Raw genomic sequence first — 15,123 nt, forward strand, 5'->3', positions numbered from 1 at the left:
GACGAAGAAGAAGACGAAGAAGATGAAGAAGAAGACGAAGATGAAGAAGACGAAGAAGATGAAGAAGAAGAAGACGAAGATGATGAAGTAGAAGAAGACGAAGAAGAAGACGAAGATGATGAAGAAGACGAAGATGATGAAGTAGACGAAGATGATGAAGTAGACGAAGATGATGAAGAAGACGAAGATGATGAAGTAGAAGAAGATGATGAAGTAGAAGATGATGAAGAAGAAGACGAAGAAGAAGACGAAGATGATGAAGTAGAAGAAGATGATGAAGAAGAAGACGAAGAAGAAGACGAAGAAGAAGACGAAGATGAAGAAAACGACGAAGAAGATGATGAAGAAGTAGAAGAGGAAGAGGAAGAGCAGCCTAAAAAAGCCTCTTTTAAAAAGCCGAACCGCATCAAAAAGCCTGCACCAGGTAAAACGCAGCAGCAGCTTACCGAGCAGGAAACAGATGAAGACAACAAATCAGTAACAAAAAAAGAGCCTACAAAAAAACACCGGGCTGCTGCTTCTAGCAAGTCAACGGAGAGCAGTAAAAAAACGTCTTCTTCAACTGCAGGTAAAAAACAGCCGGCCGCTAAATCAGATTCGAAAAAAAAAAGTAGCGACGACGCCATCGAAAAAGTCGAAGCTTACTTTAAAGAAGAAGTAGCGGAACCGTTTCAAACGATCTCGGCCACCGACCGTAAAAACGGCTGGAAGGTTCGCTTAGAGGTTGTAGAATCAGAAGAAAAGCAGGACAATAAGGTGATAAAGAACATTGTACTGTACGATGCAAACATTAATGATAACCTTAATATCACCTCGTACCGCAAGATCTCTGAGCGTTCTACGGAGATACCGGAACTTTCGTAAAAAACGATCCGAATGAACTAGATTAACAAACTACTCAACGGGTATGGTAGTAGAGCAGCATGCATACTCAGCTGAGTAAGCTTTAACCACGAGAGGTGGTGGTGCACTATATGGCAAGCTGGAAGAAAAATAAGAATCTCAAGCGCTTTGCGTTATTGAATTCTAATTATTTAACAGAAGGCGCCGAGAAAGAGAAGCGGAGAACCTTTGATATTGCAAATACAGATGATTCTTCCAGTTCCTCAGATGAAGAAAGCTTTATGGATAAAGCAAAAGATAAAGCCAAAGATCTGGTACCGGGAACATCTTCCGGCAGTAAAGAAGATCAGCCGGAGGAAGAAAATGAAGACAGCAGTGAAGACTCTTCTCTGCTGGATAAGGCAAAAGACAAACTCTCATCTAATAATAAAGACGACAGCGAAGAGGATGAGGAAGAAGATCCTTCTCTGCTCGATAAAGCAAAAGACACTTTGGCATCCGATGATTTAAAAGATGTGAAGAAACGAGTGGAAAACGTAACCGACGGCAAGCCGCTGGAAACAATAAAAGATCTTGCATCCGGTGATAAAAGTACAATTAATGACGCGAAGAAAGAAGCGATTGGGTTTGCCAAGGACGAAGCAAAAAATCATCCGAAAGCACGAAATGCTGCTGCTGCTTCCATTATTGGCAAAAAATTCTACGATACGTTTGAAAAAATGCGTATTGCTAAAGAAGAAGCTCAGGAGAAAGTCGCCGAATTAAAAGAAAGTCTGGAAGATGCCGGTGAAGAAGCTAAAGAAAAGCTGGATGAATTTGCTGAAGAATTCCAGGATAAAGCAGCAGATGCTAAAGATGAATTAAAAAACAACTCGCTCACCGGCGATAAAGACTCGAAGGGAGGGAAAAAAAAGAAGAAAGGTTCCACTATCAAGGGAGCCAGTGACATTAAAGGAATGAAAGACATCCATAAAGGCGTCAGTGACATCAAGGGATACAAAGACATCAAAGGAACTGACAAATTGAAGGGTGTAAGCGATATCAAGACATCAGCAAGCAATCTCAAGAGCAGCACGGACCTCAAAGGAGCAGACAGCATCAAGAGTGCCCACAACATCAAGAGCGCCAAAGATATCAAAGGCATAAAAGATATTAATACTTTCACTTAAAGGAGTGACGCAACAATGGCAACATTGGAAAGAAACTCAGATTCTTCAAGCTTGGCAGAAGTTATTGACCGTATTTTGGACAAAGGTATCGTAATCGACATCTACGCAAAGATTTCACTAGTAGGTATTGAACTTATAACAATTGAAGCTCGTATCGTAATCGCCAGCGTAGACACATGGTTGAGATATGCTGAAGCAGTCGGCCTGCTTAGAGACGATGTACAAGGTGAAATAGACGAAGACGCGGACGTAAGCGACCGTTCCAAGCAGCTTAACTTCGCATAATAGTACTTGAATAAACCCAACCCTCCCATACGCATTGCGCGTATGGGTTCTGGGTTTATCACCATAATAGATAGAGCCGCAGGCGGAAAGCAGGGATAGCCATGGAAGAATTACTACAAAAAGTAACGACTTTTTTTGAAAATTATGTCCTTCCACCTTTTAAGATCACGTCCGTTATCAATCATGATGAAGGATGGGATGTAGAAGTAGAAGTAATTGAAGAAAGCGAATATATGAAAAAGTATGCGAAAGACCAGCTTTTAGGTGTATATGAAGCAAAACTTGATAAGAATAAAGAAGTTGTGTCATTTCAGCGCGTGAGCCTTCGTCCAAGAAGCACGCCGTTAGATAAAGCAGAAGGGAGATAACACGGATGCCTGCGAGAACAACGGAAGAACAGTCGAAGAGTAAAACAGAGGAAGAAACCACCAGCCCGAAAAGCAAAGCAAACACCTCGTCATCCTCCAGCAGAGCCAAAAGCAGCTCGTCATCCTCATCCAGTACGAAGAACAGTTCGTCTGCTTCAGCTAAATCATCTCCATCAAACAGCTCAAAAAATACAGACACCAGCAGTAAAAAGAACGACTCTTCTGATAAGAAGGAAGCAGTTTATGATGAGAATGATAAAATGGTACGCACGTTCGAAAACTTTGTTCAGACCGAAGAGCTGCAAAGTCTGCTTGAACGTTCAGAGCGTTATATCCATGCCGGATTCCCTGTTCACTTTACGGGAGCTGCGGGTGTAGGAAAGACATCTCTTGCCCTTCAGTTAGCCAGCCGACTCGGCCAGCCGGTCGTATTGTTAAACGGTAACAGAGATTTATCCAACGTGGATCTTCTCGGAGGATATGTAGGTTATAAAAGCAAGCGCTTGATCGACAACTATGTACGCACTGTTTATAAGCGGGAAGACGAAGTAAAAGAGCAGTGGAGCGGCGGACGTTTATATGAAGCCGTTACGAAAGGGTATACGGTTATTTATGACGAGTTTACTCGTTCCATGCCGGAAACAAACAACCTGTTTTTATCTATTCTCCAGGAAGGTATACTTCCACTTTACGGCGTAAAGCAGAGAGACACGTTTGTTAACGTTCACCCGGACTTCAAAATGATTTTCACCAGCAACCCGGAAGAATATGTCGGCGTGTATGAAACCCAGGATGCGCTTGCGGACCGTTTAATTACGATCCATATGCAGGAACAGGATATCGATAGACAGGCAGAAGTGCTTGCAGACCGGACAGATATATCTGAAGGCGATGCGAAGACAATCGTTAAGGCCGTCTCCAGAGTAAAAGAAATCTGTCAGGAAGAAGACAAACCTGCACCAAGTTTCCGTGCCTCTGTTATGATAGCCGAGATCAGCAGCAAAAGTGACATCAGCGTTAATACAAAAGATGATGATTTCTTCTTTGTCTGCCAGGATGTACTTGGTGCTTATATTTATGGAGCCAAAGGGCATAAGAGCAATGAAGAAACAGAGAAATTATTGAAGCAGGAACTGAAGAAGCTTTAGGAGGCAGCCGTTGTGAGTGGAAAAAAAGGAGTTTATCTATTTTGTGTCATCGAAGCGGATACGCCGCAGGAATTTGGCACGATTACACTTCTCAAAAAAGAGAGAGACGTTTACACGGTGAACCGCGATGGATACGCTATGGTTGTTGCCGATGCGCCGGTTGATGTATATGAACCGAACCGTAAAAACCTTAAGTCACATCAGGATGTGGTAACAAAGGTGATGGAGCGTTATGACATTATTCCGATGAGCTTTGGAAACGTGCTCGAAGGCAAAAAAGATGTGCATATTTTAATGGAAAAACTCAAAGAACAGTTTGATGAAATTTTTCCAAAGATACGCAACAAGTTTGAAGTAGGCCTGAAGATTATTGGAAAAAAAGAATGGCTGTCGGAGAAAGTAAGCCAGCAGCCGGGTATGAAGGAATTAAAGTCAAAGGCGCAGTCCAAGCCTGAAGATGCAGCTTACTACGAGCGCATGCAGCTGGGTGAATCCGCCCATAAATTTATGATCCGTCTTCATGAAGAGTTTGAAAATGAAGTGTTTCACCCGCTTGCCGATATTTCCGATGCGGCGAAGAGCAACGAAGTCATCAACGAACGTATGCTTCTCAATGCTGCTTTTCTGCTTGATAAAGACCAGGAGGAAGCATTTGAGAAAAAACTCAATGAGATTTATAATAAATGGATGGACAGTGCTGATTTTAAATATACAGGCCCTTGGCCGGCCTATAACTTTATAGATATTAAACTAACAGCAAAGGGTGCGACGTAATATGATAACCAAAGCATTCACTTGGCCCATCGACCTGCTGATTATGATCGGCAGGGAAGTCAAAGATGAAGTGGATAAGGAATATTACGATCTAAAGACCATCCAGCAGAAGCTTGCGAACCTGCAGATGATGTTTGAGATGGATGAAATACCCGAAGAACTTTACCTCGAACAGGAGGAGGAACTTCTGCTCCGCTATCGCGTAGCGAAAGAAATTGAGCAGCGCGAGCTGAGAGAAAGCCTGGAGGAATAAGGAGGAAACACAGGTGGAAGACACAGCACAAGAAAGCAATCAACTAATCTACTTGTATGCCTTCGTGCCATCAGGGCAGTTTACTGACAACCCCATGCCGGAGCTGGAAGGTATTGAACCGCCGGAAATGATACAGTACGAAGTGCACGGTGATATTACCGCCGTTACGTGCCGCGTGCCGGAGGACGTATACTCTGAAGCGAAGCTGCAGCGTAAAGTGGAAGATATGCAGTGGCTTCAGGTGAAAGCCTTTCATCATCATGAATTAATGAATAAGCTGCATGAAAACTATACGGTTATTCCATTGAAATTCGGCACGATCTTTGAAACAGAAAAAACGTTTCAAGCGATGATAGCTGAAAAAAAGACTACCATTATGGAACAGTTTCAGCGTCTGTCCGACAAAGAAGAATGGAACCTGAAAGTATACGCAGCCAAAGATAAATTCATGAACAACGTAGTCGAAAACAGCGAAGAAATGGAACAGAAAAAAGCTGATATTGAAGCGATGCCGAAAGGGCGTCAGTTTTTTGAAAAGAAAAAGCTCGCCAACTTCGCCGAAGAAAAAGCAATTGAAAAAATCAGAGACTACTGCCAGGAGCTTCATGACCATTTGAAGTCCCTCAGTGAAGCAACCGACGTAAAGAAAAACTGGGAACGAAAAGTAACCGGTCGTGACGAAGATATGAGCCTGAACAGCGTATACCTTGTAAACGCAGATGGGAAAAAGGCGCTGCTTGATTATGTGGAAGCAGAAAAACAGTACGCCGAGGATCATGATACCGGTTTTTATTTTGAAATGACCGGTCCATGGCCGTCTTATCACTTCTCGGACTTCGCTGCGAAGGGGGAGGAAAAGGACAATGCGGGAAGATAGCCTCGATTTAAAAAATAAGGATATCACGCTTTTGGATATTCTGGACACGGTGCTCGAAACAGGAGTAGTAATCCGCGGGGATTTAACCATTTCCATTGCCGATATTGAATTAGTGTACCTTGATTTAAGTGTCCTGCTCGCTTCGGTCCAGAAGCTCGAGGACAACCGGAAACGCTCCCTCGTTGAAAACGAGAGAACGATTCAGGAAGTAAAGTAACGTAAGGAGGACGTCCGTATGGGAGACACACCAGACCTGACCGGCCTGCAGACAAGCAATCCTACCGGGAAGATTTCGCTGGATCCGGATAAAGTAGACGAAGGGCTGTCACAGATTGTGATGACCGTTATTGAACTTCTCCGCCAGCTCGTGGAACGCCAGGCAATGCGCCGGGTAGAAGGCGGCGACCTGTCCGATGAACAGATCGAACAGCTCGGTATTGCATTAATGCAGCTTGAAGAGAAAATGGAAGAAATGAAAGTGATTTTCGGACTGACCGATGATGATTTAAATATTGATCTTGGTCCGCTCGGAAACCTTATTTAGAAATAACGTATGAAAATCAGCTTTAAAGGAGAATGTTAAATGGCTAGTAACGATCGTCATCATCCAGCTAGTAACCGTCCCGCCCAGGTAAATGCAAGCAACTCCGGAAGCAGCAGCCTTGTCGATGTACTCGAAACGGTATTGGACAAAGGGGTAGTTATCGCAGGAGACATTAAGCTCAACATTGCGGAAGTAGAGCTGTTAACGATCAAAATCCGCCTGCTTGTCGCTTCTGTTGATAAAGCTGAAGAAATGGGCATTGACTGGTGGAGACACGATCCGCATTATTCCTCCCAGGCTATGGAAGTCGTTCAGGAAAATAAAGCGCTTCACGAAAGAATCCGCCAGCTCGAAGAAGCAAACGGCACGCAGCAGGAAGAAGAAACCGAAGAGTCCAATAAATAAAGCCTCAGCGATTAAAAGCAGGGAGTGAAAGCACAATGAGATTGAATGATCTTCTTAAAGACGTCACTCGTATCGTGAAAGATCTTGAAAACAAAGATCAATCGCAGGCTCACCGCGTAGAAGAACGCACTATCGGCGGAAAAGAAGATGGTAAACCAGCCATGCGGGCAGAATATAACATTAAAGCCCATGTCGGCCTTCCTTCAAAAGAAGAGCTGGAAGCTTTTCAGGGAAAACGTAAAGAAGTAAAAGACGCCAACCCTGAACAGAATCGTCTCGATAAGGATAAATAAAGCTAAACTAAATGAATACACGTCTCTCTCCTGTTCTGCTGGAAAAAAGCCAATAGTGAGGGTTTCTTTGCATGCAGTAAACACCGGAGCTTAGAGGCTTTGGTGTTTTTTTATACTCTGGAAAGGAGCATCCGGGTATGAAATCAAAGGAAGAAGCAATAACCGCTTATTTAAGAGAAATAGACCGAAGCTTTTACATGGAGACATCCAAAGACCAGGCTCATGTAGATGCGGCTGCACCCATTGGATACGGCCAGACAATTTCCCAGCCTTCGCTTGTGCGCAAGATGACAATCGAGCTGGACCCGGGCCCGGATCTGCGTGTGCTCGAGATCGGAACGGGCTCGGGTTTTCAGACAGCTCTGCTGGCCGCTTTCTGCGGAGAGGTCTACACGGTAGAGCGGATTGCGCCCCTGTATGAGAAAGCGAAGCAGCGGCTGAAGGCAGCAGGCTTTTCCAATATTAAATACAAACTTGGCAACGGCAGCGAAGGCTGGGAAGAATATGCCCCGTTTGACCGGATTCTCGTAACAGCTGCAGCAGCTTCTGTTCCGCCGGCACTTCTTCAGCAGCTGAAGCCGGAAGGCCGAATGGTGATTCCGGTTGGCAGTAGTTTCAGCCAGGATCTGCTGCTTCTTGAAAAAGAAACGGACGGCTCGGTTAAGGAGACATTTTTGTGCGCCGTGATGTTTGTAAAACTGTATGAATAAATATGTCTCACCCTGTCGGTCTTTTGGCCGGCAGGGTGTTTTTTTGTGTAAAAAGAATTGACAAAAAGCGGATAAAGTTATATGGTTAGTTACACAACCAACTAACCATATAACATAAAGGTGGTGTTCCTATAGTGAGGCCCACATTGGATGAAAGCAAGCCTATTTTTCAGCAGATCACAAAGATGATTGAGGATGACATTGTGAATGGGGAATTAAAAGAAGGTGAGCAGGCGCCTTCTTCCACACAGCTCGTAGCGTATTACAAAATTAACCCTTCCACTGTCCTAAAAGGGATGAACCAGCTTGTAGACGATCAAATTCTATACAAGAAAAGGGGAGTTGGCATGTTTGTTGCAGATGGAGCAAGAGGGAAGCTGCTGGAGGCACGCAGGCAGACGTTTATGGAAGAGTATATAGGGAGCATGCTGCAGGAAGCAGGCAGGCTCGGCATCAGTACCGATGACATTTACAAGATGATGGAAGAAATGAAAAGAAGGGGGGAGCGGTGACGATGCATATTCAGGCGGAAAATCTAAGCATCGGCTATGGCTCGAAGAACATACTCGAACACGTGTCATTTGAGCTCGAAGAAAATAAAATATATGGTCTGCTCGGACGTAACGGTACAGGGAAAACCTCGCTTCTCTCCGTGCTTGCAGCCTTCCGGAAACCAAAAGCAGGACGGATTATGGTAAACGGAGAAGAGCCGTTTGAGAATGCAGCAGTGATGGAAACCATTTTGTTTGTGTATGATTCAAACCTTGAAGATGAAACAGAAAAAGTGAAAAAGTGGCTCAGAATGAACGCAGCTTTCCGCCCGAACTATGACCACGACTACGCTGATTATTTATGCCGGCGGTTTAACATTCCGGTAAATAAAGCGGTCAAAGATCTGTCCAAAGGATTGAAGTCGGCGGTTCAGGTGGTCGACGGTCTGGCATCGCGGGCGTCTCTTACCATTTTTGATGAAGCATATCTCGGTATGGATGCGCCGGCACGGGAGCTGTTTTACGAAGAAGTATTAAAAGACTACATGGAGCATCCGCGGACCATTATTCTCTCCACCCACCTGATTTCGGAAATGGCTGGCATGATCGAAGAAGTGTTGATTATTAACGACGGCACCCTGCTTTTACAGCAGGACAAAGAACAGCTTCTCGAACGGGGGACGACCGTTACCGGACCAAAAGAAAAAGTGCTCGCATTTACTGAAGGCAAAAAACGCCTCAAAGAACAACAGCTCGGCAGCACGATGTCCATCATGATTGATGCGGTACTGTCCGATCAGGAAAAGCAACAGGCGAAGGCGGAAAACCTGGAATTAGGACCGGTTGCCCTGCAGGAACTGTTCATTCATTTAACGGAAGGAGCGGAGCAGCATGCCGGATAAAAAAATGCTTGTCGGTAAAATCTCTTTTGACATCATAGGAAGATGGAGCCTCTGGTTCCTCGCTATTTACCTGGTAATTTATTTCGGCACCGGCGCCTTTATGACATGGTGGGGCGACGATATAATGACATGGTCGTTTCTGGAAAACTCCCGGGGCTCTGCGCGGATTTACTTCTTTATCGCCGGTATCCTTTCGATGGGCGGTTTAATCCGCTATTACGTGTCCAACGGTGTTACCCGCAGGGATTATTTCTTCGGCACCATGGGAGCCGCCGTCATATTGGCCGCCCTGCTCACGGTTGTATTCGGAGCAGCATACGGCCTGGAAACAATGGCAGCTGCTTTTACCGGATGGACCCAGTCACAGAGTGGGAGCACGTTAAATCTGCCGGGCCAGCTGCTTTCTTCCTTTTTCCAGTTTATTTTGTATTATGCAATCGGCTGGTTTATCAGCGCCTCCTTCTTCCGGTTTCACTGGTTCGTTGGTCTTCTGCTCACGTTTGTTGGAGGCGGGCTGATGGGTGTGATCGAGCTATTCTGGGAAGCGGAAAACTCTATTTTTCAATTCATATCTGTCATGGCATCCGGGGGAGTGTCCCTTATGGTATCTGTCTTATTAAGTACGCTGCTCTTCCTTCTCCTGGCCGCAGTTATTCGTATGTTAACAAAGCGGGCCGACATCAAAGCGGTCTAATATGTTTAAACTCTTCCAATTGGTGATAAATAGTAAGAGAGACATTATAATCAGGGAGATGAAAACATGGCAGAACACGTAACACTTGGAAAATCAACGCTGGCCGTTCATCCGATCGGCCTTGGTACAAACGCTGTAGGCGGACACAATATTTATCCGGACATGCTTGATGAAGAGCAGGGAAAAGATGTCGTACGCGCCGCATTGGACAACGGCATGAATTTTCTGGATACTGCCTTTATTTACGGACCGGAGCGTTCCGAGGAGCTTGTCGGGGAAGTGATGAAAGAATACAACCGCGAAGATATTATCCTTGCTACGAAAGGTGCCCATAAAATAGAAGGCAGCGAAACGACAATGGATAACTCGCCCGCCTTTTTAAAACAGGCGGTGGAAGACAGCCTGCGCCGTCTGCAGACCGACTATATTGATCTGTACTATATTCATTTTCCGGATGAAGAGACACCGAAAGATGAAGCAGTACAGGCGTTAAGGGAACTAAAAGAAGAAGGGAAAATTCGTTCGATCGGCGTATCCAACTTTACGATCGAGCAGCTTAAAGAAGCCAACAAGCACGGCGATGTGGATGTGCTTCAGTCAGAATACAATCTGTTAAACCGTGAGGCGGAGAAAGATCTTCTTCCCTACACTGAGCAGGAAAACATTACGTTTATTCCATACTTTCCATTGGAGTCCGGCCTTTTAGCCGGTAAGTATGATGAAAATACAACGTTTTCGGATATCCGCGACAGCCGGCCTAGTTTCAAAGGAGAAGCTTTTAAAGAAAATCTGGCTAAGGTGGAAAAAGTACGCGAAATTGCTGACGCCAAAGGCGAAGAAGTGGCGCACGTCATTCTGGCCTGGTATTTGACACGTCCTTCCATTGACGCGATTATTCCGGGAGCCAAGCGCGCCGAGCAGGTCGTAAATAATAAAAGAGCAGGGGACGTGACCCTGACTGACGAAGAAATCCGTAAGATTGACGAGATTTTTTCATAAGCACGTTAAAAAGCCGAAGGATTTTATGCCTTCGGCTTTGTTTTTATTTTTTGGATAAATAGCGGCTGACGTAATCCTTTGTAGTTTCCGCGACGTCTTTCCGCAGAAAGAACAGCGCAATAATGTTGGGTATAATAATCATCGCGAGCATAAAATCAAGGAACTGCCAGACAAACTGCAGCCCGCCGATGGCTCCAAGCACAATAGCTGCCAGGTACAGAACCCGGACGCCGATGGATACCGTGAAGCCAAATAAATATTCTGCCTGTTTTTCGCCGTAAAAGACAATAACGAGGATGGTGGAAAGCACGAAGCAGAACAGCGCAATGGAAACGAGCGTCCCGGCAGCGCCGGCACCCATGACGCTGGCGAAAGCTTCAACTACCATAGCGTTGGCGTCATCCGCGGCCGAGCCGGTCCAGACGTCAGTTGTGAGGATCAGGAGAGCAGTCATCGTACACACAACAATCGTATCCACAAATACTTCCGCCACGCCCCACATTCCCTGCTTGGAAGGGTGATCTGTCATCGCGGTGGAGTGGGCGATAGGAGCAGTACCCATACCGGCTTCGTTGGAATAAATGCCGCGGGCAAGACCGAAGCGCAGCGCAGCCGCGACGCCGGCACCGGCAAATCCGCCGGCCGCCGATATTGGATTAAACGCATAGTAAAAAATCATCCCGAAGGCTTCCGGCACGGCAGACAGGTTGTTAAATAAAATAATACACACGCTGCCGATATACAGAACGACCATCAGCGGAATCACCCGGCTGGTGACACGGCCGATCCACTGAATGCCGCCGAAGCTGATGATGCCGATCAGCACCGCCACCCCGATACCCGTATAAAGAGTGTCCGCCTGGAAAGAGGCCTCCACCGTCTGGGAGAGGGAGTTGGACTGCACCATGATGCTTGCAAATATCTGCAGCAGCAGGAAAAACGAGAAAAATACGGCCACTTTGTTCCAGCCGAGCCCCCGGCGTATGTAATACATCGGCCCGCCGACCCAGTCGCCTTTTTCATTTTTTACCCGGTATTTCATGCCGAGCACGATCTCTGAATACTTTGTTCCCATACTGATCAGGGCAACCATCCACATCCAGAAGACCGCACCGGGCCCGCCCAGCGTAATAGCAACGGGTACCCCTACAATGTTGGCGGCACCGACGGAAGATGCGAGAGCAGATGCCGCAGCCTGGAACGGCGTCACCGAGCCTTCTGCTTTTTCTTTTTTGAAAATCGATCCAAACGTCTGCTGGATCACATGGAAAAAATAGCGGATCGGGAAAAAGCGGATATACACATTCAATACAATACCGATGCCCAGCAGCAGCACTGCCATAGGTACGCCCCAGAGCCAGTTGGTCACGGCGGCAAGCCACGTTTCAAATAATTCCATTTTATGTATGGCACCTCCTTTTTCTTTCTTATACCCTGTTTTCTGGAAAAATAGAAGAAAAAAAGAAAAAGTCTGCCGGAAAGGAGATAAAATAATGAAAGACTGGAAAACAAAGCGTCTCGTGCTGCGGGAAGGTACGCCGTCTTCGAATGAAGGAGATGCAGCCGTCCGCCGGGTATTTGACACTCATCTTCAGGAAACGCTGCCGCCGAAAGAAGGGATTCTCCGCGTGCAGGAGGAAGTACTTCCCGGCGATCCGGTAAAACGGGTTTCCGTTCATGGAAAGCTCAAAGTGAAGCTGTTTAAATGGACGCTTCTGGTCGTGGATATCCCGAATCTGCACATTGACCTGCAGCGGACGGAAAGCAAAGCCGGATTAAAACAAAAAAACAAGGAACTTGAAGAACGCCTCCGTCGTCTTGAAAGCCGGGGCACACGCAGGCTGGCGCTTCCGGGGAAAAGAAAAGGAAACACAGGAAGGTAATAAAAAATATACGTTCTGTTTTCAATGGCTCCTAAAATATAGTAAGATAAGGGTACAGACCACCATCTCACAGCCACGGCCATCCGATTGTTATCCAATGTTACAAATCTGGAAAGGGGAAGCTGTTATGATGAAGACAAAAGATCGCATCAAGTTGAACATCAGCCTGGACAAGACGCACGGTGAAAAGCAGGCGGGAGACTATATCTACGGATTTGCTTTTCCCCGCTACCACGGACGGACCCGTTACGGCGACCTGAACAAGCGTGCCCACATGACGTTTTACATGAAAAACCTGAACGGAGACGTTATTTACTCCTGCAACATTGTGGAGATTTGGAGAAATGACCATTTTTTCATTCATCCGCGCTCTGAAAAGAGCATGCCGGCCGAAGTGAAAGAAGATGTCGAGCGTATTTCCATTAAATTTGTCTAATGAAACCGCCCCGGAGTGCCCGGAGCGGTTTTTTTCGTGCAGGCAGGAGATAACAGGAAGACGGCGAAACAGAGAAGAGAACGATTAATTCAAGGAGGAATGAGAGAGTGACTGAAAAGAAAAAGCTTCGTCCCGAAACAATGGGTGTGCACGCAGGACAGGAAATCGATCCAACGACGATGGCCCGGGCGGTGCCGATTTACCAGACGACGTCGTATGGATTTCAGGATACCGATCACGCCGCTAATTTGTTCGGACTGCAGGAGTTCGGCAATATTTATTCGCGGATAATGAACCCGACGACCGATGTGCTGGAAAAACGGCTTACTGAAATGGAAGGGGGTGCTGCTGCGGTAGGAACGGCTTCCGGCCAGGCCGCGGTTACGTATTCGATTTTAAATATTGCCGGCGCCGGCGACGAAATTGTTTCGGCAGGCAGTCTCTACGGCGGGACGTACAATTTATTTTCCACAACGCTGCCAAAGCTTGGGATTACGGTCCGTTTTGTTGATGCGTCCGATCCGGAGAACTTCCGTGAAGCCATAAACGAGAAAACGAAGCTTGTGTTTGCAGAAAGCATCGGCAATCCACAGGGCCACGTGCTCGATATGCAGGCTGTGGCGGATATTGCCCATGAACACGGGGTTCCGCTCATCGTCGACAATACCGTTCCGAGTCCGTATTTGTTCCGTCCCTTCGAACACGGAGCGGATATAGTCGTTCATTCCGCTACGAAATTCATCGGCGGCCATGGCACGACGATTGGAGGTATGCTGATCGACGGCGGTACGTTCGACTGGGCGGCAAATGATAAATTTCCCGGCCTGACGACGCCGGATCCAAGCTATAATGGCATTGTTTATACAGATGCCGTCGGACCGATTGCCTATGCGATCAAAGCAAGAGTCCAGCTTCTCCGGGATCTGGGCTCCGCACTGTCGCCGTTTAATTCATTTCTGCTGCTGCAGGGACTCGAGACGCTGCATCTGCGCATGGAACGGCACAGCGAAAATGCCCGGAAAGTGGCTGCCTTCCTGGAAGCACATGAGGATGTAGACTGGGTTTCCTATGCCGGTCTTCCTTCGCACCCGACCTATGAACGGGCCCAGAAGCTGATGCCAAAAGGACAGGGCGCCATTTTGACCTTTGGAATTAAAGGCGGTATCGAAGCCGGGAAAAAAGTCATTCACTCGGTTAATCTGTTTTCGCACGTGGCTAATATCGGCGACGCCAAATCGCTGATTATCCATCCAGCCAGCACAACGCACCAGCAGCTGAACGAAGAGGACCAGAAAAAAGCCGGCGTAAGCCCGGGCATGATCCGCTTATCCATTGGTATTGAAGCGATTGAAGATATTATCGAAGATCTCGATCAGGCGATCCGCAAAGCCGTGGAAGCAAAGGTTTAAAATTGTTCAAAACGTGTAATGAGAAAGCAGAACGATAAATCAAAGGAGGCGTTACGAATGGGAGCACCAAAAGTGTTGATTGTAACAGGAGACGCAGTGGAAGCGCTGGAAGTATATTATCCGTACTACCGGTGCCTCGAAGAAGGATTCGACGTGGATATTGCTGCAGGAAGCGTCAAAAAGCTGCATACGGTCATTCATGATTTTGAAGACTGGGATACTTACACAGAAAAACCGGGCTACGGCATTGAGGCCAATGTCGCTTTTGCCGATATTAAGGCGTCCGACTACGATGCGCTGATTATTCCAGGAGGCCGTGCTCCGGAGCATATCCGCATGAACGAGCATCTGCCGGATATTGTAGCCCACTTTTTTAAAGAAGATAAGCCGATCTGCGTCATGTGCCACGGCAGTCTGGTTCTTACAACCATTGCCGATGTAGTGAAGGGCCGTAAGCTTACCGCGTACCATGCCTGCAAGCCGGAAGTACAGAGCATGGGAGCCGAGTATATGGATGAAATGGACTACGTGGACAGAAACCTTGTTTCCGGTCATGCCTGGCCTGACCTTCCTGCTATGCTGCGTGAATTCGTGAAGCAGGTTAAAGCGCTGTAAATACGAAAACATCACCTGTGTTTCT

22 protein-coding genes are annotated in these 15,123 nt (G+C 46.7%); 21 read left to right on the forward strand and 1 reads right to left on the reverse strand.

Translation table 11 applies throughout. From position 1 onward, the window contains the following. From ATL39_RS17310 to ATL39_RS02260, 17 genes are all read left to right on the forward strand, one after another. Window positions 1-864, forward strand: an 864-nt coding sequence (locus ATL39_RS17310) for a hypothetical protein (protein WP_211326959.1), incomplete at its 5' end; no start/stop codon positions are given. Window positions 865-974: 110 nt separating this feature from the next. Continuing rightward, a complete protein-coding gene (locus ATL39_RS02185) occupies window positions 975-2,012 on the forward strand; it encodes a hypothetical protein (protein ID WP_120191649.1) in 1,038 nt (345 codons plus the stop codon). 15 nt (window positions 2,013-2,027) lie between these two features. Beyond that, on the forward strand, window positions 2,028-2,297 hold the full coding sequence (gene gvpA, locus ATL39_RS02190) for a gas vesicle structural protein GvpA (protein ID WP_120191650.1): 270 nt from the start codon (window positions 2,028-2,030) through the stop codon (window positions 2,295-2,297). A gap of 101 nt (window positions 2,298-2,398) precedes the next feature. Next, window positions 2,399-2,665 carry a gas vesicle protein GvpO gene (gene gvpO / locus ATL39_RS02195; RefSeq protein ID WP_342768742.1) on the forward strand — a complete coding sequence of 89 codons (267 nt, stop codon included), beginning with the start codon at window positions 2,399-2,401 and terminating at the stop codon, window positions 2,663-2,665. Between the two features lie 5 nt (window positions 2,666-2,670). Beyond that, a complete protein-coding gene (gene gvpN, locus ATL39_RS02200) occupies window positions 2,671-3,813 on the forward strand; it encodes a gas vesicle protein GvpN (protein ID WP_120191652.1) in 1,143 nt (380 codons plus the stop codon). 12 nt (window positions 3,814-3,825) lie between these two features. After that, entirely contained in the window at window positions 3,826-4,587 is a 762-nt protein-coding gene (locus ATL39_RS02205) for a GvpL/GvpF family gas vesicle protein (RefSeq protein ID WP_120191653.1), read from the forward strand. Between the two features lies 1 nt (window position 4,588). Then, window positions 4,589-4,840: a gas vesicle protein GvpG gene (locus ATL39_RS02210; RefSeq protein WP_120191654.1), complete on the forward strand. Its 252-nt coding sequence runs from the start codon at window positions 4,589-4,591 to the stop codon at window positions 4,838-4,840. Window positions 4,841-4,853: 13 nt separating this feature from the next. Beyond that, window positions 4,854-5,717 (forward strand): GvpL/GvpF family gas vesicle protein, encoded by an 864-nt coding sequence (locus ATL39_RS02215; protein ID WP_120191655.1) that lies wholly within the window; start codon window positions 4,854-4,856, stop codon window positions 5,715-5,717. After that, window positions 5,704-5,934: a gas vesicle protein gene (locus ATL39_RS02220; protein ID WP_120191656.1), complete on the forward strand. Its 231-nt coding sequence runs from the start codon at window positions 5,704-5,706 to the stop codon at window positions 5,932-5,934. The genes ATL39_RS02215 and ATL39_RS02220 overlap by 14 nt, the downstream gene beginning before the upstream one ends. Before the next feature lie 18 nt (window positions 5,935-5,952). Beyond that, entirely contained in the window at window positions 5,953-6,261 is a 309-nt protein-coding gene (locus ATL39_RS02225) for a gas vesicle protein K (RefSeq protein ID WP_374562979.1), read from the forward strand. 39 nt (window positions 6,262-6,300) lie between these two features. Then, on the forward strand, window positions 6,301-6,666 hold the full coding sequence (locus tag ATL39_RS02230; protein WP_120191657.1) for a gas vesicle protein: 366 nt from the start codon (window positions 6,301-6,303) through the stop codon (window positions 6,664-6,666). Between the two features lie 35 nt (window positions 6,667-6,701). Continuing rightward, window positions 6,702-6,959, forward strand: a complete 258-nt coding sequence (locus ATL39_RS02235) for a hypothetical protein (RefSeq protein ID WP_120191658.1) — start codon at window positions 6,702-6,704, stop codon at window positions 6,957-6,959. A 137-nt stretch (window positions 6,960-7,096) separates the two neighbouring features. Further along, window positions 7,097-7,669, forward strand: coding sequence for a protein-L-isoaspartate(D-aspartate) O-methyltransferase (locus ATL39_RS02240; protein WP_120191659.1), 573 nt, complete (start codon window positions 7,097-7,099; stop codon window positions 7,667-7,669). Window positions 7,670-7,803: 134 nt separating this feature from the next. Continuing rightward, a complete protein-coding gene (locus tag ATL39_RS02245; protein WP_211326960.1) occupies window positions 7,804-8,181 on the forward strand; it encodes a GntR family transcriptional regulator in 378 nt (125 codons plus the stop codon). Between the two features lie 2 nt (window positions 8,182-8,183). Then, window positions 8,184-9,062 (forward strand): ATP-binding cassette domain-containing protein, encoded by an 879-nt coding sequence (locus tag ATL39_RS02250; protein WP_342768753.1) that lies wholly within the window; start codon window positions 8,184-8,186, stop codon window positions 9,060-9,062. Beyond that, window positions 9,052-9,756, forward strand: coding sequence for a hypothetical protein (locus tag ATL39_RS02255; protein ID WP_120191661.1), 705 nt, complete (start codon window positions 9,052-9,054; stop codon window positions 9,754-9,756). The genes ATL39_RS02250 and ATL39_RS02255 overlap by 11 nt, the downstream gene beginning before the upstream one ends. Before the next feature lie 66 nt (window positions 9,757-9,822). Next, the gene (locus tag ATL39_RS02260) at window positions 9,823-10,755 is read left to right on the forward strand and encodes an aldo/keto reductase (RefSeq protein WP_120191662.1); all 933 of its coding nucleotides are present in this window, start codon (window positions 9,823-9,825) and stop codon (window positions 10,753-10,755) included. 43 nt (window positions 10,756-10,798) lie between these two features. Here ATL39_RS02260 and ATL39_RS02265 read toward each other — a convergent pair whose 3' ends face one another. Then, window positions 10,799-12,154 carry an alanine/glycine:cation symporter family protein gene (locus tag ATL39_RS02265; protein ID WP_120191663.1) on the reverse strand — a complete coding sequence of 452 codons (1,356 nt, stop codon included), beginning with the start codon at window positions 12,152-12,154 and terminating at the stop codon, window positions 10,799-10,801. Between the two features lie 94 nt (window positions 12,155-12,248). Here ATL39_RS02265 and ATL39_RS02270 point away from each other — a divergent pair, with 94 nt between their 5' ends. From ATL39_RS02270 to ATL39_RS02285, 4 genes are all read left to right on the forward strand, one after another. After that, window positions 12,249-12,638: a hypothetical protein gene (locus tag ATL39_RS02270; RefSeq protein ID WP_120191664.1), complete on the forward strand. Its 390-nt coding sequence runs from the start codon at window positions 12,249-12,251 to the stop codon at window positions 12,636-12,638. Window positions 12,639-12,765: 127 nt separating this feature from the next. Continuing rightward, entirely contained in the window at window positions 12,766-13,074 is a 309-nt protein-coding gene (locus ATL39_RS02275) for a hypothetical protein (RefSeq protein ID WP_120191665.1), read from the forward strand. A 107-nt stretch (window positions 13,075-13,181) separates the two neighbouring features. Next, on the forward strand, window positions 13,182-14,483 hold the full coding sequence (locus ATL39_RS02280; protein WP_120191666.1) for a homocysteine synthase: 1,302 nt from the start codon (window positions 13,182-13,184) through the stop codon (window positions 14,481-14,483). 57 nt (window positions 14,484-14,540) lie between these two features. Further along, window positions 14,541-15,098, forward strand: coding sequence for a DJ-1/PfpI family protein (locus ATL39_RS02285; RefSeq protein WP_120191667.1), 558 nt, complete (start codon window positions 14,541-14,543; stop codon window positions 15,096-15,098). Window positions 15,099-15,123 lie beyond the last annotated feature (25 nt).

Origin of the sequence: Sinobaca qinghaiensis, assembly GCF_003610495.1 — a bacterium.
In the GTDB taxonomy this organism is placed as follows: Bacteria; Bacillota; Bacilli; order Bacillales; family Marinococcaceae; genus Sinobaca; species Sinobaca qinghaiensis.

Bases quoted from the DNA above. Each gene is read 5' to 3' on its own strand.
- ATL39_RS02185 (WP_120191649.1), top strand. From the start codon at position 975: ATGGCAAGCTGGAAGAAAAATAAGAATCTCAAGCGCTTTGCGTTATTG.
- gvpA (WP_120191650.1), top strand. From the start codon at position 2,028: ATGGCAACATTGGAAAGAAACTCAGATTCTTCAAGCTTGGCAGAAGTT.
- gvpO (WP_342768742.1), top strand. From the start codon at position 2,399: ATGGAAGAATTACTACAAAAAGTAACGACTTTTTTTGAAAATTATGTC.
- gvpN (WP_120191652.1), top strand. From the start codon at position 2,671: ATGCCTGCGAGAACAACGGAAGAACAGTCGAAGAGTAAAACAGAGGAA.
- ATL39_RS02210 (WP_120191654.1), top strand. From the start codon at position 4,589: ATGATAACCAAAGCATTCACTTGGCCCATCGACCTGCTGATTATGATC.
- ATL39_RS02220 (WP_120191656.1), top strand. From the start codon at position 5,704: ATGCGGGAAGATAGCCTCGATTTAAAAAATAAGGATATCACGCTTTTG.
- ATL39_RS02225 (WP_374562979.1), top strand. From the start codon at position 5,953: ATGGGAGACACACCAGACCTGACCGGCCTGCAGACAAGCAATCCTACC.
- ATL39_RS02230 (WP_120191657.1), top strand. From the start codon at position 6,301: ATGGCTAGTAACGATCGTCATCATCCAGCTAGTAACCGTCCCGCCCAG.
- ATL39_RS02235 (WP_120191658.1), top strand. From the start codon at position 6,702: ATGAGATTGAATGATCTTCTTAAAGACGTCACTCGTATCGTGAAAGAT.
- ATL39_RS02240 (WP_120191659.1), top strand. From the start codon at position 7,097: ATGAAATCAAAGGAAGAAGCAATAACCGCTTATTTAAGAGAAATAGAC.
- ATL39_RS02250 (WP_342768753.1), top strand. From the start codon at position 8,184: ATGCATATTCAGGCGGAAAATCTAAGCATCGGCTATGGCTCGAAGAAC.
- ATL39_RS02255 (WP_120191661.1), top strand. From the start codon at position 9,052: ATGCCGGATAAAAAAATGCTTGTCGGTAAAATCTCTTTTGACATCATA.
- ATL39_RS02260 (WP_120191662.1), top strand. From the start codon at position 9,823: ATGGCAGAACACGTAACACTTGGAAAATCAACGCTGGCCGTTCATCCG.
- ATL39_RS02265 (WP_120191663.1), bottom strand. From the start codon at position 12,154: ATGGAATTATTTGAAACGTGGCTTGCCGCCGTGACCAACTGGCTCTGG.
- ATL39_RS02270 (WP_120191664.1), top strand. From the start codon at position 12,249: ATGAAAGACTGGAAAACAAAGCGTCTCGTGCTGCGGGAAGGTACGCCG.
- ATL39_RS02275 (WP_120191665.1), top strand. From the start codon at position 12,766: ATGATGAAGACAAAAGATCGCATCAAGTTGAACATCAGCCTGGACAAG.
- ATL39_RS02285 (WP_120191667.1), top strand. From the start codon at position 14,541: ATGGGAGCACCAAAAGTGTTGATTGTAACAGGAGACGCAGTGGAAGCG.